This is a genomic window from Duganella sp. CF402, from assembly GCF_900109645.1.
Taxonomy (GTDB): Bacteria; Pseudomonadota; Gammaproteobacteria; order Burkholderiales; family Burkholderiaceae_D; genus Rugamonas.
In genome coordinates this window covers 2,799,192-2,821,178 of the sequence record NZ_FOBG01000001.1, presented here as the reverse complement: position 1 = coordinate 2,821,178, position 21,987 = coordinate 2,799,192, and the positions used below count along the sequence as shown (strand labels likewise).

Annotated in this window: 16 protein-coding genes; 4 read left to right on the top strand and 12 right to left on the bottom strand. The window is 63.9% G+C overall.

The genetic code is table 11. The annotated features are described in order from the left end of the window. Positions 1–15: 15 nt before the first annotated feature. Complete coding sequence (rdgB, locus tag BMZ70_RS12630) at positions 16–600, top strand: RdgB/HAM1 family non-canonical purine NTP pyrophosphatase (RefSeq protein WP_092274479.1); 585 nt, start codon at positions 16–18, stop codon at positions 598–600. Further along, the gene (gene hemW, locus BMZ70_RS12625) at positions 597–1,856 is read left to right on the top strand and encodes a radical SAM family heme chaperone HemW (RefSeq protein ID WP_092274476.1); all 1,260 of its coding nucleotides are present in this window, start codon (positions 597–599) and stop codon (positions 1,854–1,856) included. The genes rdgB and hemW overlap by 4 nt, the downstream gene beginning before the upstream one ends. On the opposite strand, the gene BMZ70_RS12620 is transcribed toward hemW, so the two are convergent. The 10 genes from BMZ70_RS12620 to zwf form a co-directional block, all read right to left on the bottom strand. Further along, positions 1,822–3,447, bottom strand: coding sequence for a methyl-accepting chemotaxis protein (locus tag BMZ70_RS12620; protein WP_092277809.1), 1,626 nt, complete (start codon positions 3,445–3,447; stop codon positions 1,822–1,824). The two genes, hemW and BMZ70_RS12620, sit on opposite strands and share 35 nt — an antisense overlap. A gap of 86 nt (positions 3,448–3,533) precedes the next feature. After that, positions 3,534–4,607, bottom strand: a complete 1,074-nt coding sequence (locus tag BMZ70_RS12615; RefSeq protein WP_092274473.1) for a lysophospholipase — start codon at positions 4,605–4,607, stop codon at positions 3,534–3,536. A 9-nt stretch (positions 4,608–4,616) separates the two neighbouring features. Beyond that, positions 4,617–6,056, bottom strand: coding sequence for an efflux transporter outer membrane subunit (locus tag BMZ70_RS12610; RefSeq protein WP_130300783.1), 1,440 nt, complete (start codon positions 6,054–6,056; stop codon positions 4,617–4,619). Next, the gene (locus tag BMZ70_RS12605; RefSeq protein WP_092274467.1) at positions 6,040–9,192 is read right to left on the bottom strand and encodes an efflux RND transporter permease subunit; all 3,153 of its coding nucleotides are present in this window, start codon (positions 9,190–9,192) and stop codon (positions 6,040–6,042) included. The genes BMZ70_RS12610 and BMZ70_RS12605 overlap by 17 nt, the downstream gene beginning before the upstream one ends. A gap of 12 nt (positions 9,193–9,204) precedes the next feature. Beyond that, the gene (locus tag BMZ70_RS12600; protein WP_092274464.1) at positions 9,205–10,392 is read right to left on the bottom strand and encodes an efflux RND transporter periplasmic adaptor subunit; all 1,188 of its coding nucleotides are present in this window, start codon (positions 10,390–10,392) and stop codon (positions 9,205–9,207) included. A gap of 109 nt (positions 10,393–10,501) precedes the next feature. Then, a complete protein-coding gene (gene tal / locus BMZ70_RS12595; protein ID WP_092274461.1) occupies positions 10,502–11,437 on the bottom strand; it encodes a transaldolase in 936 nt (311 codons plus the stop codon). A 53-nt stretch (positions 11,438–11,490) separates the two neighbouring features. Further along, positions 11,491–12,354 (bottom strand): EamA family transporter, encoded by an 864-nt coding sequence (locus BMZ70_RS12590; protein WP_092274458.1) that lies wholly within the window; start codon positions 12,352–12,354, stop codon positions 11,491–11,493. A gap of 3 nt (positions 12,355–12,357) precedes the next feature. Beyond that, complete coding sequence (locus BMZ70_RS12585; protein WP_092274454.1) at positions 12,358–12,771, bottom strand: DUF3052 family protein; 414 nt, start codon at positions 12,769–12,771, stop codon at positions 12,358–12,360. A gap of 228 nt (positions 12,772–12,999) precedes the next feature. After that, entirely contained in the window at positions 13,000–13,854 is an 855-nt protein-coding gene (locus BMZ70_RS12580) for an SIS domain-containing protein (RefSeq protein ID WP_092274451.1), read from the bottom strand. Beyond that, the gene (zwf, locus tag BMZ70_RS12575; RefSeq protein ID WP_092274448.1) at positions 13,854–15,326 is read right to left on the bottom strand and encodes a glucose-6-phosphate dehydrogenase; all 1,473 of its coding nucleotides are present in this window, start codon (positions 15,324–15,326) and stop codon (positions 13,854–13,856) included. Before zwf ends, BMZ70_RS12580 begins: the two co-directional genes overlap by 1 nt. A gap of 386 nt (positions 15,327–15,712) precedes the next feature. Here zwf and BMZ70_RS29215 point away from each other — a divergent pair, with 386 nt between their 5' ends. Then, positions 15,713–17,194 (top strand): methyl-accepting chemotaxis protein, encoded by a 1,482-nt coding sequence (locus BMZ70_RS29215; RefSeq protein WP_304529072.1) that lies wholly within the window; start codon positions 15,713–15,715, stop codon positions 17,192–17,194. A 50-nt stretch (positions 17,195–17,244) separates the two neighbouring features. Here BMZ70_RS29215 and BMZ70_RS12565 read toward each other — a convergent pair whose 3' ends face one another. Then, positions 17,245–18,135, bottom strand: a complete 891-nt coding sequence (locus BMZ70_RS12565) for an SMP-30/gluconolactonase/LRE family protein (protein ID WP_229205388.1) — start codon at positions 18,133–18,135, stop codon at positions 17,245–17,247. Positions 18,136–18,219: 84 nt separating this feature from the next. Continuing rightward, positions 18,220–19,872: a glucose-6-phosphate isomerase gene (gene pgi / locus BMZ70_RS12560; RefSeq protein WP_092274442.1), complete on the bottom strand. Its 1,653-nt coding sequence runs from the start codon at positions 19,870–19,872 to the stop codon at positions 18,220–18,222. Positions 19,873–20,064: 192 nt separating this feature from the next. Here pgi and edd point away from each other — a divergent pair, with 192 nt between their 5' ends. Next, entirely contained in the window at positions 20,065–21,987 is a 1,923-nt protein-coding gene (gene edd, locus BMZ70_RS12555) for a phosphogluconate dehydratase (RefSeq protein WP_092274439.1), read from the top strand.

Below are 21,987 nucleotides of genomic sequence, written 5' to 3'. Positions count from 1 at the left end.
ACGTAGCCGAACATCATGACCCAACGCCTGATCCTCGCCTCCAACAACAAGGGCAAACTCAAGGAATTCAACGAACTGCTGTCGACCGTGGGCTTTGACGTCCGCGCGCAGGGCGAATTTGACGTTCCTGAAGCGGATGAACCTTTTCACACGTTTGTCGAAAATGCATTGCAAAAAGCCCGTCACGCTTCGCGCCTGACCGGGCTTCCGGCGCTGGCGGACGATTCCGGCGTGTGCGTCAATGCGCTGGGCGGCGCGCCCGGCGTGTACTCGGCGCGCTTTGCCGGCGAGCCGAAATCGGACGCCCGCAACAACGAGAAGATGATCGCGGAGCTGGCCAGGCACCAGGACAAGTCCGCGTACTACTACTGCGTGCTGGTGTTCGTGCGCCATCCTGACGATCCGCAGCCGATCATTGCCGACGGCCGCTGGAACGGCGTGATGGTCGATACCCCGCGCGGTGACGGCGGCTTCGGCTACGACCCGTACTTCTACATTCCATCGCTGGGCAAGTGCGCTGCCGAGCTGAGTGCCGATGAAAAGAACGCCTTGTCGCATCGCGGCCAGGCCCTGCGCGCACTGGTAGAGAAACTGAAATGATCCCGATTAAAATCGTCGGCGTTAATACGCAAGCCTCCAAGCCAGCGGCCGACATCAGCGAGGCTGCCGGCGTCGCGGCCAAGTACCTGCAAGGCGGCGCGCTGAATCTGACGGCGCTGCCGCCGCTGTCGCTGTACATCCACTTCCCGTGGTGCGTGCGCAAGTGCCCGTACTGCGACTTCAACTCGCACGAAGCCAAGGATGGCGGCGCGTTCCCGGAACAGGAATACCTGGACGCGGTGCGCACCGATCTGGAAATGGCGCTGCCGCTGATCTGGGGCCGCAAGATCTACACCATCTTCATCGGCGGCGGCACGCCGAGTTTGATGTCGGCCGCCGGGCTGGATCGCCTGCTGTCCGACGTCCGCACCTTGCTGCCGCTGGACAGCGACTGCGAGATCACGATGGAAGCCAATCCCGGCACCTTCGAGGCCGAGAAGTTCAAGTCCTATCGCGCCAGCGGCGTAAATCGCCTGTCGATCGGTATTCAGAGTTTCAACGAGCGGCACCTGAAGGCGTTGGGCCGCATCCACGATGACAACGAAGCCAGGCGCGCGGTAGAAATCGCGCTCGCCAACTTCGATAACTTCAATCTGGACCTGATGTACGCGCTGCCGTCGCAAACGCTGGAGGAAGCGCGTCACGATGTTGAGACGGCGATCGCGTTCAAGCCGCCGCATCTATCGCTGTATCACCTGACGATGGAGCCGAACACGCTGTTCGCGAAATATCCGCCGACGCTGCCGGACGACGACGCCAGCGCCGACATGCAGGACATGATCGCCGAACTGACCAAGGCCAATGGCTACAACCAGTACGAGATTTCGGCCTACGCAAAAGAAGGCCACCGTGCGCGCCACAACCTGAATTACTGGGAGTTCGGCGATTACCTTGGCATCGGCGCGGGTGCGCATTCCAAGCTGTCGTTCCCGCATCGCATCCTGCGCCAGGCGCGCTACAAGCAGCCCAAGGCCTATATGGAGCAGACCAGGCTGGGTGCGCCGGTGCAGGAAGAATACGAGATCCAGCGCGAAGACATGGGCTTCGAGTTCATGCTCAACACCCTGCGCCTGCATGGCGGTTTCGATCCGAACCTGTTCAGCGAACGCACCGGCTTGAGCATCAACGCGATCGAGAAGCAGCTCAACGCGGCAGAGGCCAAAGGGCTGCTCTACCGCGACTACAAGATCATCAAGCCGACCGAGTTAGGCCAGCGCTTCCTCAATGATTTGCAAGAGCTATTCTTGAAGGGCTAGCGCGCCTTGCCGGTGCCGGCAGGGAGGTGTGCAAGCCGTCGTGTCCCAGTTTGAACGACGAGGCCACGTCGGCCAGCCGCGAGGCTTGCTCCTGCATGCTGGCCGCCGCCGCAGCGGCTTGCTCCACCAGCGCGGCGTTCTGCTGCGTCACGCTATCCATCTGACCGATCGCGATGTTGACCTGATCGATGCCGATACTCTGCTCGCTGCTGGCCGAGGTAATCTCGCCCATGATATCGGTTACGCGGCGCACACTGGCCACCACATCGTTCATGGTGCTGCCGGCCTGCTGCACCAGCTTCTGGCCAATGTCCACTTGTTCGACCGAATTGCCGATCAACTCCTTGATCTCCTTGGCCGCGCCGGCCGAGCGCTGCGCCAGGTTGCGCACCTCGGACGCTACGACCGCGAAGCCACGTCCTTGTTCGCCGGCGCGCGCCGCTTCCACCGCCGCATTCAGCGCCAGAATATTGGTCTGGAACGCGATACCGTCGATGACGCTGATGATGTCGAAAATCTTGCGTGACGAATCGTTGATGGAGCCCATCGTGTTCACCACCTGATCGACGATGGCGCCGCCTTTTTCCGCCACTTCGGAGGCGGCGTGCGCCAACTGGTTGGCCTGCTTGGCGTTCTCCGCGTTCTGACGCACGGTGGATGTCAACTCTTCCATCGAGGACGCGGTTTCTTCCAGCGAACTGGCTTGCTCCTCGGTGCGCTGCGACAGGTCCATATTTCCGGATGCGATTTCGTTGGAAGCGGTGGCGATGGTGTTGGTGCCGATCTGCACCTGGCTGACCACTTCGCGCAGCGAGTCGTTCATGCCGCGCAGGGCCTTCATCAAATCGCCGATTTCGTCCTTGTTGGTTTGTGCGGTGAATTGCGTGGTGAGATCGCCGTTGGCCACGGTGGCGGCAATGTCCACGGCGGATTTGAGCGGCACGGTGATGGAGCGTGAAATAATCCACGCGGCCACCGAGCCTATGCTCACCATCAGCACCGCCAGCAACAGCAGCAAGGTGTTGGCACGGTCATTGGCGGCGTCGATGGCGTGGGCGGTATCGTCGATGGCCTTGCGCTGCATGCCGAGGAAGCTCTTCACCTTATTCTGGTAGGCGTCGGCGGAGGTGGTGAAGGCCTCCTTGAAAAGCTGCTCGGCCTTGGCCGAGTCGCCGGCTTTGCGGGCGTTCATCACATCGGACTTGGCCTTCTGGTATTTGCCGCGCAGGTCCGTGATCTCTTCCATCACCTTGCGCTCTTCGTCGGTGGAGAGCAGATTCTTGATCTGGTCGATCAATTCGCCGCCACGCTTGGTGCTGGCGGAAATGACATCGGCAAAGGTGTCGGAGAGTTTTTCGTCGGAGCTGCGGGCGATCAGCGCGGTGCGGGCGATGGCCGAGTAAATCAGCACATACCAGTCGGAGACGAGGCGCTCCTTGGCCAGCGGCTGCTCCATCATGGCGCGCGTGGCCTGCGCGTTGGCGCGGGCGTTGACCAGTGCGACCGAGGTGGCCAGGATCGCCAGCAACAGCACCACGGCGAAACCGATGGCGAGGCGGGTGCCGATGCGCATCTGCGATAGGGCATTCATCATCATCACTCCCAGCAGGATAGTGGGAGTTAAGTATGCGCCTGTCTGGCGTCGCTGTGTATGGGCTGGTGCTTTAAAACAACGTCTTAGAAGCTGGCTGCCTGCTTCAGGTCCGGCTTTTCGCACCACCGGGAGAAGGCTTCGGCCATGCGTTCGCTCTCGCCGATGGCCTGCAGCCAGTCGCGCGTGCGGTGCTCGTGATTCTGGCCGTAGACCTTGAAGTCCTTGCGGTCCGGGAGCTTGGCGTTGGGGAGCTGGCGCACAAATTCGGCCGATGGCGAAACCAGGATCATGTTTTCCAGCGCGTGGTCCTTGGCGCGGCGCCACGGCATCGACTTATCGAGCCAGCCGGGCACGATGTAGTCGTTGAAGTGCGGGTACAGCACCAGGCCGGGGTCGCGCTGGTAGGGCAGGTGCAGGTGATAGTCGATCAAGCCGCCGTCCCAGTAGGCGCCGTCCGGCGCGCCGGCGATGCCGGTGACCGCTTCCAGCACCAGCGGGATCGAGCCGGAGGCCAACAGGGCGTCGCGCAGGTTGTCGGCTTGGAGACCGACGAAATGGGCGGCGAAGGCGTCGAAATCGTCGCGCAGCCAGCGGGCGTCGTCGCGCTGGTTGTGGAAAATGACGCGCTCCATCGACGCTGCGAGGCGCTTGCGCGAGACCGCGTTGCCGGCGGCGGCCAGCAGGAAGCCGGCCATCTCGCGCCAGCGCGCGCCGTTGGTGCCGCCCAGCGCACCGACGCCACGAATGGTGATGATGGAAACGTGATGCTCGGGATGGTTGATGGCCTCGTGGCCACGGCCGTCCAGCAGTTCATCTAGCAGGGCGCGGCAGGTTTGCGAGACGTAGGCGGGCGTCACCTTGTCCGGATAGCGCTGGCCGGCGTACAGGCGCGCCAGCCGCTTGTGGGCCGCGACCGGATCCTGGAACGCGGAAGCCGCCATGCGCCAGGCGCCGATGGACGCGCCAACCAGTTTGCGCTGACGCGGTGCGGCCTTGAAAAAATCGCCAAACATCCAGCAATCCAGGCCGTGCAGGATGAGGCCTTTCGGGCCGCCGGCGGCGGCAGGGACAATGGCGATATCGGCAGCCTGCACGCCTTCAGCGGCAATCCGCTGGCGCGCCCGCTGCCCGAGGCGGATAGTGATCGGGGAAGTCATCCCGCTATTTTACTTGAGGCCTCCGCCAAGCGTGCGATACAGGTCGATGGCGCTGGTGGTGCGTAGCAGGCGGGCCTGGACCAGCGACTGCTGGGCGCTGAACAGTTCACGTTGTGCATCCAGCACGTCCAGCGAGCTGGCGACGCCGTTGTCGAAGCGTAGTTGCAGCAGTTTGAGGCGATCGGCCTGGGCTTTCTGCACGGCGCGCTGGGCGGCTTCCTGTTCGCCCAGATAGTCGCGTGCGGCCAAGGCGTCGGCCACTTCGCGGAAGGCGGTCTGGATGGTTTTTTCGTAGTCCGCCACGGCGATGTTTTTGCGGACTTCGGCCAGCGTCAGGTTGGCGCTGTTGCGGCCGGCGTCGAAGATCGGCAGCGTCAGTTGCGGCGCGAACGACCAGCTGCCGGAACCGCTGTCGAACAGGCCATGCAGCGCAGGGCTGCTGCTGCCCAAGGCGGCGGTCAGGCTGATACGCGGGAAGAAGGCGGCGCGCGCGGCGCCGATGTTGGCGTTGGCCGCTTTCAGGCGCTGCTCGGCGGCGCGGATGTCGGGACGGCGGATCAGCAAATCGGACGGCAGGCCGGTCGGGATTGCGGTCATCAGGTTGATTTGCAGGTCGCTCGGCATGGCGCCCGATGCCGCAGTTGCCGGTGCCTGGCCGATCAGCAGCGTCAGCGCGTTCTCGGCTTGCGCGCGCTGGCGTGCCAGTGCCAGCGCGGCGGCGCGCGCGGTTTCCATCAGCGTTTCGTTGGAGCGCAGGTCGAGGCGCGAGGAGGCGCCCACTTCGGCGCGCTGCTGCGTGAGCTTGTAGGTGCGGGCCCGCGCTTCGTAGGTTTGCTGCGCCAGCGCGTACTGCTCGGCGTAGGCGCGTTCGGTGTAGTAGGCCTGCGCCACTTGCGACACCAGCGCGATTTGCGCCGCGCTGCGGGCTTCTTCGGTGGCGAGGTAGGTGGACAGTGCGGCGTCGTTCAGGCTTTTGACGCGGCCGAAGAAGTCCAGCTCAAATGCGGACACCGAGACGCCGACGTCGTAACGCTGGCCAATGGTCGACTGCCCGCTCGACGACAGGAAGGCCGGGGTCTTGGCGCGCGTGCCGCCGACGCTGGCGTTCAGGTTGGGCAGGCGGTCGGCGGACTGGATGTTGTACTGCGCGCGGGCTTCTTCGATGCGCAGCACGGCGGTGCGCAGGTCGCGGTTGTTTTCCAGCGCGGCGGCGATCAGCTGCTGCAGATGCGGATCGGTGAAATATTCGCGCCAGCCGGTATCGACGGCGGTTTTCTGGCCGGGGCCGGGCAGGTGTGTCTCAAAGCCGGTCTTGGCGGCGGTGCCGGACGGGTTGAAGGCGTAAGCATTCGCCACCGGCGCGGCAGGGCGCTCGTAGGTCGGCGCCAGCGAACAGGCAGAGAGCAGCGACGCGGCCAGCAGCGCTGCCGGTTTAATCGTAGGTTTCATGTTTTTTGTCATTCAGTTCATGTGCCGCCAGTTTGCGTTGGCGCTCGCTGCCTTTGAAGATGCGGCGCACCACGACGAAGAACACCGGCACCAAAAACACCGCCAGCACGGTCGCGGTAATCATCCCGCCCATCACGCCGGTGCCGATGGCGCGCTGGCTGGCCGATCCAGCGCCGGTTGCAATCACCAACGGCAGCACGCCCAGGATAAACGCCAGCGATGTCATGATGATGGGGCGGAAGCGCAGGTGCACCGCTTCCAGCGTCGCCTCGATCAGGCCCTTGCCCTGTGCCTGCAGGTCCTTCGCAAACTCGATGATCAGGATCGCGTTCTTGGCCGACAAGCCGATGATGGCAATCAGGCCGACCTTGAAGTACACGTCGTTCGGCAGCCCGCGCAAGGTCGCGCCCAGCAGCGCGCCCAGCACACCGAGCGGCACCACCAGCAGCACCGCCACCGGAATGGATTCGCTCTCGTACAGCGCCGCCAGCACCAGGAAGGCCGCCAGCAGCGACAAGGCAAACAGCATCGGCGCCTGGGAGCCGGAAGTTTTCTCCTCCAGCGATTGTCCGGTCCATTCGATGCCGAAGCCCGGCGGCAGCTCTTGCGCCAGCCGTTCCAGTTCCGCCATCGCCTCGCCGGACGAACGGCCCGGTGCGGCGTCGCCGGTCAGGCGGATGGCGGGGTAGCCGTTGTAGCGCACCAGCTGCACCGGCCCCTGTATCCAGCGCGACGAGGAGAACGAGGAGAACGGCACCATCGCGCCGCTGCTGCTGCGCACATTGAGCTGCATGATGTCCTGCGGCTGCAAGCGGCGCGGCGCGTCGGCCTGTACGATCACGCGCTGCTGTCGCCCGCTGCTGGCGAAGTCGTTGACGTAGGTGGAGCCCAGCGAGGTCGAGATCATGGCATTGATATCGGCGAAACTCACGCCCAGCGCATTGGCCTTCTCGCGGTCGATATCGACTTGCAGCTGCGGCGCATCTTCCAATCCTTCCGGCCGCACGCCTTTCAGGACGTCGCTCTTGGCCGCAAGTCCCAGCAACTGATTGCGCGCCGCAATCAGCGCATCATGGCCCTGCGCGCTGCGGTCCTGCAAACGCGCGGTGATGCCGGTGGCGTTACCCAGTTCGCGGATCGGCGGAGGGCTGAGCGGGAAGATCACCGCATCCGGAATGCCGGACAAATCCTTCATCGCGCGCTGCGCAATCGCCTGCGCCGTGTGCTCGGACCCGCGTTCGTTCCAGTCTTTCAGCGGAATGAAGATCAGGCCCGCGTTCTGGGCATTGCCGGCGAAGGAGAAGCCCGATATCGACAGCGTGCGCGCCACGCCCGGCTGCTTGCGGAAGTAGGCGTCTGCCTGTGCCAGCACGGCTTGCGTGCGGCTGCTCGAGGCGCCCGGCGGCAGCTGCACGTTGGCCAGCAGGTAGCCCTGGTCTTCGTTCGGCAGGAAGGACGACGGCAGGCGCGCGTACAGCCAGCCCACCACGCCGCACAGCGCCGCAAAAATGATCAGGTAGCGGCCGGTGCGCTTGAGGATCTTGGCGATGGTGCCCTGGTAGCTCGTCGCCGTCACCGCAAAGCCGCGATTGAACCAGCCGAAGAAGCCTTTCTTCTCGTGATGATGACCGGCTTCCACCGGCTTGAGCATGGTGGCGCACAAGGCAGGCGTCAGGGTCAGCGCCATCAGCGCGGAGAAGCCCATCGCCGATACCATCGCCAGCGAGAACTGGCGGTAGATCGCGCCCACCGCACCGCCGAAGAACGCCATCGGGATGAACACCGCCACCAGCACCAGCGTGATGCCGATGATGGCGCCGGTGATCTGGCCCATCGCCTTGCGCGTGGCTTCGCGCGGCGACAAGCCTTCCTCGCTCATGATGCGCTCGACGTTCTCCACCACCACGATGGCGTCGTCGACCAGGATACCGATCGCCAGCACCATGCCGAACATGGTCAGCACGTTGATGGAGAAGCCGCACAGCTGCATCATGGCGAAGGTACCCATCAGCGCCACCGGTACCACGATGGTCGGGATCAGGGTGTAGCGGATATTCTGCAGGAACAGGTACATCACCAGGAACACCAGCACCACCGCTTCCAGCAGCGTCTTCACCACTTCCTCGATCGAGATCTTGACGAACAGCGAGGTATCGTAAGGCACGGTGTACTGCACACCCGGCGGGAAGTATTTGGACAACTGTTCCATCTTCTCGCGCACCGCGGTGGCGGTTTGCAGCGCATTACCGGTCAGCGACAGCTGGACGCCGATGGCGGCGAATGGCTGGCCGTTCAGGCGCGCGCCGATGTTCAGGCTTGCGCCATTCAGCTCGATCCGCGCCACGTCCTTCAGGCGCACCAGCGAGCCGTTGGGATTCGCGCGCAGCACGACCTGTCCAAACTCGGTGGTGGAGGACAGCTGGCCGGTCACCACGATCGGCGCGGAGAAGGTCTGGTCCGCAGGGCTGGGCAGGTCGCCCAGCGTGCCGGAGGTGACTTGCGTGTTTTGCGCGCGAATCGCCGCCGTCACGTCGGCCATGTTCATTTTCAGGCCGACCAGCTTTTGCGGGTCGACCCAGATGCGCATGGCGCGCTCGGAGCCGAACAACTGCGCCTGTCCCACGCCGGGGATGCGCTTGATTTCATTGACCACGTTGCGCGCCATGTAGTCGCCCAGCGCGATGCGGTCGAGGCGTCCGTCGGAAGAGGTCAGGCCGACGAACATCAGGATGTTGGAGCGCGCCTTGTTGACCTGCACACCCTGCTGCGTGACAGCGGCCGGCAGGCGCGATTCCACGCGCTTGATGCGGTTCTGCACATCGACCGCCGCCAGGTCCGGATTGGTGCCGGGGACGAAGGTGACGGTAATGGTCACCGCGCCATTGGCTTCGCTTTGCGACTCCACGTATTGCAGGCCGTCGGCGCCGTTCATTTCCTGTTCGATGACGCTGGTGACCGCATCGTCCAGCACCTGCGCGGTAGCGCCGGGGTAGTTGGCCGACACCACGATGGATGGCGGTGCGATGGTCGGGTACTGCGACACTGGCAGCACGGTAATCGCCAGCATCCCGCCCAGCAGGATGAACAGCGCGATCACCCATGCGAATACCGGGCGGTCGATGAAGAACTTGGCCATGTGCGCTCCCGCTTATTTGGCTGAAGCGGCTGGCGCGACGGCTGCACCGGCTGCACCGGCCGGAGCAGCGCCGACCGGGCCTTTCCACGGCTGCGGATTGACTACGGCGCCGGGCTTGGCCTTCTGGAAGCCTTCAACCACGATGCGCTCGCCGCCTTTGAGGCCGGCGCTGACGATCCAGTTATTGCCGTCGTTGGCGTTGGCCGTCACCGGCTGCGAAAGCACTTTATTATCCGCGCCGACGATCAGCACCGTGGCACCTTCGTTGGTGCGCACGATGGCTTGCTGTGGCACCGTGATGGCGGCCTCGCTTACGCCCTGTTCAAGGCGGGCGCGCACGTACATGCCGGGCAGCAGGACGCGGTCCGGATTCGGGAACTCCGCGCGCATCGAGACCGAGCCGGTGCTCTCGTCCACCGACACATCGGAGAACAGCAGCTTGCCGGCTTGCTGGTAGGGCTGGCCATCCTCAGTCACCAGCGTCACGCGCACCTGATCCTTGCCGGCGCGTTTCAATTTGCCGTCGGCCAGCGCGCGCTGCAGCTTCAGCACTTCTGTAGAGGATTGGGTGATGGTGACGTAAATCGGATCCAGCTGCTGCACGGTCGCCATCGGCGTGGCTTCGCCTTGTCCCACCAGCGCGCCTTCGGTCACCAGCGCGCGGCTCACGCGGCCGGAAATGGGCGAGGTGACGGTGGCGTAGCCCAGCGTCAGGCCGGCGGTGGTGCGGGTGGCCTTGGTGGTGGCCAGGTCGGCCGCCGCCTGCTTCTGCGCGGTGAGCGCGTCGTCGTATTCCTGCTGGCTGACCGCCTGCGCCGCGATTAATGGTTTATACCGTTTTACCTTTAAATCCGCCTGCGCCAGATTGGCCTCGGCCTTGGCCACGGCGGCTTGCGCGCTGTCGAACGAGGCCTGGAACTGGGCCGGGTCGATGCGGAACAAGACCTCGCCGGCCTTTACTTCGCCGCCTTCCTTGTAGACCCGTTGCAGCACGATGCCGGCGGTACGCGCGCGCACCTGCGCAATGCGCGAGGCCTCGGTGCGGCCGGGCAGTTCGGTTTTGAGCGTGACGGCGGCGGGAGCGACGGTGATGACGGAGACGGTGGCGGGCGGCGGTGCGCTGTTGGTGGCGGCTTTGTCGCCGCAGGCGCTCAACAGGGTGATGATGGCGACAGCGGTACAACGAGGGACGAATCTCATGGATGGTCTCGCGGCAAATTTTATAGTTGATGCAAGATTGTAATGCAAAAAGGCAGGAGGGCGGCGAGTGCCGCGCTCCTGCCTTTCGATCTACGGGAACGTCAGAAGATTAACGCATGCCGGAGATGATTTGTTTCAGCTTGGCCGTGTCGGCCACGAAGGCGCGGATGCCTTCGGCGGTCTTCTCGGTCGCCATTGCGTCTTCGTTGAACATGAAGCGGAAGGTCGGCTCGTCGATGGCGATCTTGCCGATGGCGGCGCTGGAGCCGCTGTCCTGGCTCAGTTTGCGCTCGACCGGGGCGTTGGTGTCGGCCAGCTTTTGCAGCAGGTCCGGGCTGATGGTCAGCAGGTCGCAGCCGGCCAGTTCCAGGATCTGGCCGGTGTTGCGGAAGCTGGCGCCCATCACTTCGGTGTTGTAGCCGAACTTGCGGTAGTAGTTGTAGATGCGCTTGACCGACTGCACGCCTGGATCTTCCGCGCCCTGGTAGTCGATGCCGGTCGATTTCTTGTACCAGTCGTAGATGCGGCCCACGAACGGCGAAATCAGCTTGGCGCCCGCTTCGGCGCAGGCGATTGCTTGCGGCAGCGAGAACAGCAGCGTCATGTTGGTGTGGATGCCTTCTTTTTCCAGGATCTCGGAGGCGCGGATGCCTTCCCAGGTCGAAGCCATCTTGATCAGCACGCGCTCGCGGTCGATGCCGTTTTGCTCGTACAGCTTGATCAGGTCGCGGCCCTTGGCCACCGAGGCGGCGGTGTTGAACGACAGGGCGGCGTCGATTTCGGTCGACACGCGGCCCGGGATCACACGCAGGATTTGCTTGCCGAAGGCGACCAGCAGGTGGTCGATCACTTCACCGGTGGAGGCGTCCAGGTTGTCGCGCACGGCTTTTTCCAGCAGCGGCTTGTACTCATCCTTCTGCACCGCCTTCAGGATCAGCGATGGATTGGTGGTGGCGTCGCGCGGGGTGTATTGCTGGATGGCCTGGAAGTCGCCGGTGTCGGCAACCACGGTGGTGTATTGCTTGAGCTGTTCGAGTTGGTTCATAAGTGCTGCCAATCTGATAAGAAAAATTGTAATCGAGCTTATTTTACTCCGACTTAGCCCAGTCGCATGAGAATTGCACCGCAGGCGATCAGGCTGACGGCGAGGATGCGTCCCGGCGCCAGTCGTTCGCGCAGGAACAGGGCGGCGATGGCGGCGGCAAACATGATCGAGGTTTCGCGCAGCGCGGCGACGGCGGCCACCGGCGCGTGCGTCATGGCCCACAGCGCCAGGCCGTAGGAGGCCAGCGTGCCGACGCCGCCCAGCAGCATCACGCCGGCGTGGCGGCGCGCGTAGGCCGGCAGCTCGCGCCAGCGGCTGGTGGAGCACAGCAGCAGCAATGCGGCGGTCAGCACGAACAGCCACATGGCGTAGGCGGCAGGCGCGCCGGACTTGCGCACGCCGACGCCGTCGATCATGGTGTAGGTGGCGATGACGGCGGCGTTGAGCAGCGCGTAGAAGGTGGCGCTGCGGCGCGCATTGCGGTTGCTGCCGGTGTCGGCGCCGACGCTGGCGCCGCGCAGGATAGTGAGGGTGAGCACGCCGCCGCAGATCAGCATGATGGCCACGTCCTGCCGCCAGTGCAGGTGTTCGCCGAGCAGCGGCACGCTGGCCAGCGCCACCAGCAGCGGCGCCGCGCCGCGCATCAGCGGGTAGGCCTGGCTCATGTCGCCGTGATGATAGGCGGCGGCCAGCAGGCGGTAATAGATCACCTGGCAGCAGGCGGAAGCGATCAGCCACGGCCAACTGTCGGCATGCGGCATGGCGGCGAAGGGCAGCAGCGGCAGCGAGACCAGGCCGGCGCCGCAGGCTACCAGCACCGTGGTCAGGTACTTATCGGGACCGGCCTTGACCAGCGCATTCCAGCTCGCGTGCAGCAGCGCGGCCAGCAGCACGATAGTGACGACTGAACCGTCCATCGGTTAGCGCAGCTCCTTGCGAATCACCAGCTTGAGGCCGGACCAGACCTCGCTGACGGCGCATACCTTCACATCGACGAAGCCGAAGGGCAGGCACAGTTCGCGGATCGTATCCTCGGTAATATCGGTAGGCACCTTGGAAGCCTTCTTCGGCCACGACACCCACACCGTGCCATCTGGCTTGAGCGCGGCGCGTGCGGCGGCCAGCTGTTTGGTCAGATCGGCCTTGCGGTCGCAGAACAGATGGACCACATCGGTGGTGGCGCTGAGGCGCGATTGAAACTGCACGCCCTCAGGCAGCGGCGCCAGCCAGTCCTGATACTGCTCCGGCGCATTGCGCACCCAGACCTTGCAGTCCGCCACAATACCCAGCTTCTTCGCCAACGGCGTGCCAGAGTAGCCAAAGGTGACAGCCATAATCGCTCTCAATCGACGGAATAGATTGTCCCATCATAGCCGAGTTGCGAAAATCAGGGTCAGCTCTGTCATTTGGACACGCGCTGAATCCGTTTGATGCATATCAATACGAATCTGTTGATTTTCAAGTTCAAAAATAAAATCTTTTTAAACTCGATCTCAGAGGAATGCTTTGAGAAATATCAAAGAAATGCGCTCTGTGTCCAGATGACAGAGCTGACCCTGAATTTAGCCGATGAAGGAATCGAATTGCAGGTCGAATTCCTGCAGGGCTTTTTGGGCGTTCTGCATTTTTTTGCGGAATTCCGGGCCGCGTTGCAGCGCCAGGCCGACGGCCAGCACGTCGATCACTACCAGGTAGGCCAGGCGCGCCGAGATTGGCGTGTAGGGGTCGATGTTGAAGATCAGGTCGATCGGGATCAGCACCGTCGCCAGTTCCGCCAGCGGGGTGCCGGATGGGGCCAGTACGATGACTTCGGCGCCGCCACGGCGCGCCAGTTTCACCGAGCGCACCAGCGTCGGGCTGTTGCCGCGCTGGGAGATTGCCACCAGCGCATCGCCAGTGCGCAGCAGGGCTGCCGCGATGCTGTGGATGTGCGGGTCGGCGTACGCCACGGTCGGTACGCCCGAACGGAAGAATTTGTGCTGCGCATCGGCCGCCACGATGCCGGACGTGCCCTGGCCATAGAATTCGATCTTGTTGGCCTTGGACAGGATGTCCAGCGCCTTCTGGATCGCCTCCGGATCGAGGTTGTTGCGCAGGTCCAGCAGGGTGTTGATCGAGCGGCTGCAAATTTTGTTGACCAGGTCGGCCGCCAGGTCGTCCTGGGTCGGCTGTTCGTTCAGGCCGGGCAGGGCCAGCGCCAGGCCCTGCGCCAGCTTGAGCTTGAACTCATGCCAGCCGTCATAGCCCAGCGTACGGCAGAAACGCACCACGGTCGGTTCGGACACTTGCGCGCTTTTGGCCAGCGCAGTGATGTTCTGGTTGACCGTCTGCGTCGGATGTTCGAGCACGGCCAACGCCACCTTGCGCTCCGATTTGGAGAGCGAGTCCAGTTGGGTACGGATGGAATCGAGCAGCATCAGTCTTCCGGCAACACTTCTTCACGCCATTGCAGACCGTCGCGGCCGATCAGCGCCGACGCGGCGGCCGGTCCCCAGGTGCCCGATGCGTACGGCAGCGGGTAGCTTTCGTCCGATTCCCAGTTGTTGAGGATAGGCTCGACCCATTCCCACGCCGCTTCCAGCTCGTCGCCGCGCATGAACAGGGTCAGTTGGCCGCGCAGCACGTCCAGCAGCAGGCGCTCGTAGGCTTCCATGCGCGGCGATTTGAACTGCTCGCGGAAGTCCAGTTCCAGCTCGGCTTGCTTCAGACGCATGCCGTCGCCCGGCGTTTTCGCCATCAGGTTCATGCGCAGGCCTTCGTCCGGCTGCAGGCGGATCACCAGCGAATTGGGCTGGAAGCTGTTGGTCGGCTGGTTGAAGATCGAGTGCGGGATCTGCTTGAAGCGCACCACGATTTCGGCCAGGCCGTCGGCCATGCGCTTGCCGGTGCGCAGGTAGAACGGCACGCCGGCCCAGCGCCAGGTGTCGATTTCCGCTTTCATCGCGACAAAGGTTTCGGTGCGCGAATGGGCTGGTGCGTCCGGTTCGTCGCGGTAGCTCGGCACGGCCTTGCCATCGACGTGGCCGGCGCGGTACTGGCCGCGCACGATGTTTTGCGCCAGCGTGGTCGGGGTGAATTTCTTCAGCGAGCGCAGCACTTGCAGCTTCGAATCGCGCACGGCGTCCGGCGAAATCGAGGTCGGCGGTTCCATCGCCACGATACACAGCAGCTGCAGCAGGTGGTTCTGCAGCATGTCGCGCAGCGCGCCCGAGGTGTCGTAGTAGCCGAGGCGGTTGCCGACGCCGAGTTTTTCGGCGATGGTGATCTGCACGTCGGAGATCCACTCGCGGCGCCACAGCGGTTCGAACAGGATGTTACCGAAGCGCAGGGCCAGCAAGTTCTGCACGGTCTCTTTGCCCAGGTAGTGGTCGATCCGGTAGATCTGCGATTCCTCGAACACCTTGCCCACTTCGGCGTTGATCTGCTTGGCCGAGGCCAGGTCGCGGCCCAGCGGTTTTTCCAGCACCACGCGCGAGTTGGCGGTGACCAGGCCGTTCGATTTCAGGTTCTCGCAAATCTGCGCGAAGATCGCCGGCGGCGTGGCCAGGTAGTAGACCTTGGTGATGGCGTCGTCCTTGCGCAGCGCTTCGACCAGCGCGCCGTAGCTGCTGGCGTCGGTGGCGTTGAGCGACACGTACACGATGCGGGCGGTGAAGCGGGCCCAGGCGGCCGGGGTCACGGCCGGCGATTTGATCAGCGGTTTGGACGTGGTTTCGACGGTTTGCAGGAAGTCTTCCTGGCTGGCGTCCGCGCGGCCGACGCAAATGATGCGGGCGGTCGGCGGCAGGTCGTTGGCGACATCGCGGGCATACATCGCGGGCAGCAATTTGCGCATCGCCAGATCGCCGCTGCCGCCAAACAGAACCAGATCAAAATCGGAAAGAGCCATAGTATGAATTTCGTCGCAAAAAAAGTGCCGAAGGAATTGCCGCGCGCAGCGCGCAGCCGCTACTGTAAATTTACTACTTATCGGAGGGGTTTGCAAGAAAATTTACTACATTCTCCTATGAGGCGGCCGGTGTTGTTGCAGCCCCGCGCACGATTGCGCAAACAGTTGCTTGTCGGAAAAGCGCGGTATAATGACGGCTTTCCTGCATGCGATCCCGTTCGCCGCTCCGCGCCAGACTGCGCGGTCTCCAGCGGATCACACCCTGCATGCGCCGCCCCTCTGCGGCATTCTCCGGTCACCGGCCCGCACCCCGCCGAACTCATCATCAAATTATAAGCTGGCCCGTCATCTCATGCATGGTCATTGGTCCGGCTATGGAGTCTTTCATGACAAATAAATACGATCCTTTGCAGGCGATTGCGGTGCAGGCGGACAAGCTGATGCTGTGCGTGCTGTGGGCCTTGCAGCTGTTCTCGCTGGCGCTGGCCGGGCTTAATGACACCTGGGGGCTGGCTTTGCTGGTCGGCCTGCTGGCGGCTGGCATTCCGACGGCGCTGCACTTCAGCGCGCCGGGCTCGGTGTTGACGCGCTGCGTGGCGGCAGCCAGCGTGATGGTGTTTGCGGCCCTGAACATTCACCAGGCGGCCGGCCTGACCGAGCTGCATTTCGGGATTTTTGTGTATCTGGCTTTCTTGCTGGCTTATCGCGACTGGAAGCCGATCGTGGTGGCGGCCGGCGTGGCGGCGGTGCACCACCTGAGCTTTCACTACCTGCAGGAGTGGGGCTATGGCGTGATGTGCTTTACCCGTCCCCAGCTGTCGACGGTGTTCATCCACGCGGCGTATGTGGTGGTGGAGTCGGCGGTGCTGATCTTCCTGGCCACCATCCTGCGCCGCGCGGCTTGCCAAGCGGCGGAGCTGGAGGGCATCGTGTCGGCGCTGGCGGCGATTGAGGGGCGGATCGATTTGTCGGCGTGCGAGGCCAGGCCGCGCAGCCGTCTGGCGCGCTCGCTGGTCGACATGCTGGTGACCATGCGCGACACCATCGCCGGTGTGCGCGACGGCGCGCATAACATCGCTGGCGCGTCAGGTGAAATCGCGCATGGCAATGCGGATTTGTCGCGCCGTACCGAGCGCCAGGCCGGTAGCATTGAGCAGACGGCGTCGTCGATGTCGCGTTTGGCGGCGACGGTGCGGCAGAATAACGAGAGCGCGCGCCAGGCCAATGAGCTGGCGCAGAGCGCATCGCAGATCGCGGTCAAGGGCGGCGAGGCGGTGCGGCAGGTGGTGGATACGATGGGCGAGATCAATGCGTCTTCGCGCCAGATTGTGGACATCATCAGCGTGATTGACGGGATTGCGTTCCAGACCAATATCCTGGCCTTGAATGCGGCGGTGGAAGCGGCGCGCGCCGGTGAGCAGGGCAGGGGCTTTGCGGTGGTGGCGTCGGAAGTGCGCACGCTGGCGCATCGCTCTGCCGGCGCGGCCAAGGAGATCAAGGAGTTGATCGGCAATACCGTGCAGACGGTGGAAAGCGGCAGCCGCTTGGTGGATGAGGCTGGGGCCACGATGCTGGAGGTGGTGGAGAGCGTGCAGCGCGTGACCGCCATCATGGGCGAGATGAGCAATGCCAATCAGGAGCAGAACGAGGGCATCGAGCGCATCAACCAGGCGATTGTGGAGTTTGATGAATCGACGCAGCAGAATACTGCGCTGGTGCAGGAGGATGCGGCGGCGGCCGATGCGCTGGCGCAGGAAGCCCAGCATCTGACCACGCTGGTGTCGGCCTTCAAGCTGGATGTGGTGCGGGGTGAAACCCAAGGCCTCGCCCCGCAGCAGTCGCGCCTCCGACTGGCGGGCGCGCTATAACCCGCACGGCGATCCGTCGCGGGGGCAGACCCCTCTTGCCGTAGTGCGGGCTAGCGCGAGCGGTACGCCGGCTCTGCGCGGCCGGCGACATCCATCTCGATCGCCAGCAGTTTGCCGCTCAGCGGATACTGCTCCAGTTCCGGCGCCGGACGCGCGCCGGCGCTGGTGACGTACAGGGTCTTCAGATCCGGCCCGCCAAACGCCGGCATGGTCGGGCAGCGCACCGGCAGCTTGATCTCGCCCAGCAGCACTCCCTCCGGCGACAGCTTCGCGATGCGCGCGCCTTCAAACATCGCCACCCAGTAGTTGCCCTCGCTATCCACCGCAGCGCCATCCGGGCGGCCGCCGTAGTTGTTCTCCTTGTCCATCGAGAACTGGTGCAGCAAGCGCTGGTTGTCGACCGTGCCGGTGGCCGCATCGAAGTCCAGCTTGGTGACGCGATGCGCCGCCGTGTCGGCGTGATACATGCTCTTCTGGTCAGGGCTAAATCCCGAACCGTTCGAGTTGGTCATGCCGCCCGACCAGGCCTTGCGCAGCTTGCCCTGTTCCAGCACATACATCTCCGCCGCCGGCTTGTCGCGCGGCTCGTAGATGGTGCCGACCCAGAAGCGGCCCGCAGGGTCCACGTGGCCATCGTTAAAGCGCGTGATCGACTGGTCGTAAGGCGCCGCCACAATCGCGGTCAGCTTGACCTCATCGCTGCTGGTGTCGAGGTGCGCAAAGCCGCTGCGCATGGCGACGATCAAGCCGCCTTGGTCGCTGATGCCAAGCGTGGCCGGCTCGCTGTCGAGCTTCCACGCGCGGTGCGCGCCGCTGGCGGGATCGAGACGGTGGACGGTGAACGCCGGAATATCCACCCAGTACAGCACCTGCTCCTGCGGATGCCACAGCGGGCATTCGCCGGTTTGCATTACTGCGTCGTAAGCTACTTTGATGTTCATATGTGTTGGCTGTTAAGCCGTCATTCCGGCGCAGGCCGGAAGCCAATTGGGCCCCGGCCTGAGCCGGGGCGACGGGGTGGTCGGTTAAATGTGTTGCGCCGCTTTCGCCATGAAGATCAGGCCATTGGTCGAGCTGTCGTGACGTTCCGGTTTTACTTCGCCGGTCAGCTCCGACTGGATGTTCTTGGCCAGCACCTTGCCCAGCTCCACGCCCCACTGGTCGAAGCTGTTCACGTCCCAGATCACGCCTTGCACAAAGGTCTTGTGCTCGTACAGCGCGATCAGCGCGCCCAGTGCGGCCGGCGTCAGTTGGTCCATCAAAATGGTGTTGGACGGACGGTTGCCCGGGAAGGTCTTGTGCGGCACCAGCGCTTCGATTTCCTCGGCGCTCAGGTTCGAGCCTGCCAGGTCGGCGCGCACTTCATCGGCGGTCTTGCCGGTCATGAAGGCTTCCGATTGCGCGAAGCAGTTCGCCAGCAGCGCATCGTGATGGCCTGCCAGGTCGTGCGTGGCGCGCAGTGCGGCGATGAAGTCCATCGGCGTCACGTCAGTACCCTGGTGCAGCAGCTGGAAGTAAGCGTGTTGCGCGTTGGTGCCGCACTCGCCCCACACCACCGGGCAGGTAACGGTATCGACTTCGCCGCCGCTGCGGGTGATGCGCTTGCCGTTCGATTCCATGTCCAGCTGTTGCAGGTAGGCCGGGAAGCGGTTCAAATCCTGATGGTAAGGCGCGATCGACAGCGAGCCTGCATTCAGGAACTGGCGGTTCCAGAAGCCGACCATCGCCAGCAGCACCGGCATGTTCTGTTCCAGCGGCGCCTCGCGGAAGTGTTCGTCCATCGCGTGCGCGCCGGCCAGGAAGTCGCTGAAGTAGCCGAAGCCCACCGCCAGCGCCACCGACAGGCCAATCGCCGACCACACCGAGTAACGGCCGCCGACCCAGTCCCAGAACGGGAACATATTGGCGGTATCGATGCCGAATTCCGCCACCGATTTGGCGTTGGTCGACACGGCCACGAAGTGCTTGGTCAGATTGTCCTGCGCACCGCCGTTTTGCAGGAACCAGGTGCGCGCGGTGTTCGCGTTCAGCATGGTCTCGGCGGTGGTGAAGGTTTTCGACGCGATGATGAACAGCGTGGTCTCAGGATTGACCTGCGCCAGCGCGGCGTCCATGTCATGGCCGTCGACGTTGGACACGAAGTGCATTTTCAGGCGCGGATGCGCATACGAGCGCAGTGCCAGCACCGCCATCTTCGGGCCCAGGTCCGAGCCGCCGATGCCGACGTTGACGATGTCGGTAATCGGCTTGCCGCTGTAGCCCAGCCACTGGCCGTTGCGTACGCGGTCGGTGAATTCCTTGACGTGGTCCAGCACCGCGTGCACGTCGGCGTTGACGTCCTGGCCGTCCACCACCAGCGCTTTGCCGCGCGGCATACGCAGCGCGGTGTGCAGGACGGCGCGTTGTTCGGTAAGATTGATTTTCTCGCCGCTCAGCATGGCGTCGCGCTGGCGTTCCACGCCGCGCTCACGGGCCAGGTCCAGCAGCAGGCCGATGGTGGTGGCGTCGAGGCGGTTCTTCGAATAATCGAGGAACAGGCCGGCCGCGTCGACCGTCAGTTTCGGGAAACGCTCGGCGTCGGCGGCGAACAATTGGCGCAGTTGCCAGTGTTTGGCATCGGCGGCGTGGGATTCCAGGGCTTTGAAGCTCGCAGTAGTGGTCAGTGCAGGCTGGCGCATAATGTCGTAGGTAGGGAGGGGGATGGCCGAATGATACAGGAAAATCAGGTAAATTCACTACGGTTTGCTAGTGCGCACCCGAATATTTCTGCCCCAGCGGGATGTTGCAAAGGGTGGATCGGCCTAAGAAAAGCCATTGAAATTTGCGATTTTGTAGTAAAATTTCACGGAAACCATTCATAAGGAACGATCATGGCGTTGCATCCAGTCCTGGAAAAAGTCACCAATCGCATCATCCAACGCAGCAAACCATCGCGCGGCGCGTACCTGGCCCACCTCGAGGCGGCCCGTGTCAAAGGCCCGCAACGCGGCACGCTGGCCTGTACCAACCTGGCGCACGGCTTCGCGGCCTTCCCGGCCAACGACAAGCTGGTGCTGAAGGAAGTGAAGAAGCCGTCGGTGGCGATTGTCTCGGCTTACAACGACATGCTGTCGGCGCACCAGCCGTTCGAGCGTTATCCTGAAATCATCAAGCAAGCCGTGCGCGAAGTGGGCGCGGTGGCGCAATACGCCGGCGGCACGCCTGCCATGTGCGACGGCGTGACCCAGGGCCAGCCGGGCATGGAGCTGTCCCTGTTCTCGCGCGACGCGATTGCGATGTCGGCCGCCGTGGCGCTGTCGCACAATATGTTCGACGCCGCGCTGTACCTCGGCGTGTGCGACAAGATCGTGCCGGGCCTGCTGATCGGCGCGCTGCACTTCGGCCACCTGCCGGCGGTATTCGTGCCGGCCGGCCCGATGACCACTGGCCTGTCGAATTCCGAAAAAGCCAAGATCCGCCAGCTGTACGCGCAGGGCAAGGCCGGCCGCGCCGAGCTGCTGGAAGGCGAGTCGAAGTCCTACCACGGCGCCGGCACCTGTACCTTCTACGGCACCGCCAACTCCAACCAGATGCTGATGGAAGTCATGGGCCTGCACCTGCCGGGCGCCGCCTTCATCACCCCGAACACGCCGCTGCGCGATGAACTGACCAAGGCTGCCGCGCAGCGCGCCGCCGTCATCACCGACCAGGGCAACGAATACATCCCGGTCGGCCACGTGGTCGACGAGAAGGCCATCGTCAACGCCATCGTCGCGCTGCTGGCCACCGGCGGCTCGACCAACCATACGCTGCACCTGCCGGCGATTGCCAAGGCGGCCGGCGTGGTGATCGACTGGAACGACTTCGACGAGCTGTCGAAAGTGGTGCCGCTGCTGTGCCGCATCTACCCGAACGGCGAAGCGGACGTGAACCACTTCCACGCCGCCGGCAGCACCGGTTTCGTGATCCGCGAACTGCTGGACGCGGGCCTGCTGCACGACGACGTCACCACCATCCTGGGCAAGGGCTTGCGCAAGCACTGCGCCGAGCCGTTCCTGGGCGAGGGCGACAAAGGCGTGGTGTTCAAGGATTCGCCAGCTGAATCGGGCGACGAGAAAGTGCTGCGCAAGCATACCAACCCATTCTCGCCAGACGGCGGCATGGTGCTGGTGCAGGGTAACCTGGGCCGCGCCGTGATGAAGGTGTCGGCCGTGAAGCCGGAGCACCGCACGGTGCAGGCGCCGGCGCTGGTGTTCAATTCGCAGGAAGATTTCATGGATGCGTACAAGGCCGGTCAGCTGGACCGCGACTTCGTGGCCGTGCTGCGCTTCCAGGGCCCGCGCGCCAACGGCATGCCGGAACTGCACGCGCTGACCCCGGCGCTGGCCAATCTGCAGGACGCCGGCCGCAAGGTAGCGCTGGTGACCGATGGCCGCATGTCGGGTGCCTCGGGCAAGGTGCCGGCGGCGATCCACGTGTCGCCTGAGATCCTGGCGGGCGGCCCGCTGGGCCTGGTGCGCGATGGCGACATCATCAAGGTCTGCGCTGAAACCGGCACGCTGGAAGCGCTGGTGGATTCCGCCGCGTGGCACGCACGCTCGATGGCCAGCGCCGACATGTCGGTGAACCACGTGGGCATGGGCCGCGAACTGTTCTCGATGTTCCGCAACAGCGTGTGCGAAGCGGAGAAGGGCGCCACCACCTTCCCGCTGCCGTCGCCGATCGCCACCACGGTGAACCTGCATGAAAAAGAACCGGTCGGTAATACCGTGCCGGGTTCCGATGAAGATTTCTCGACCAAGAAAGAAGCCTGA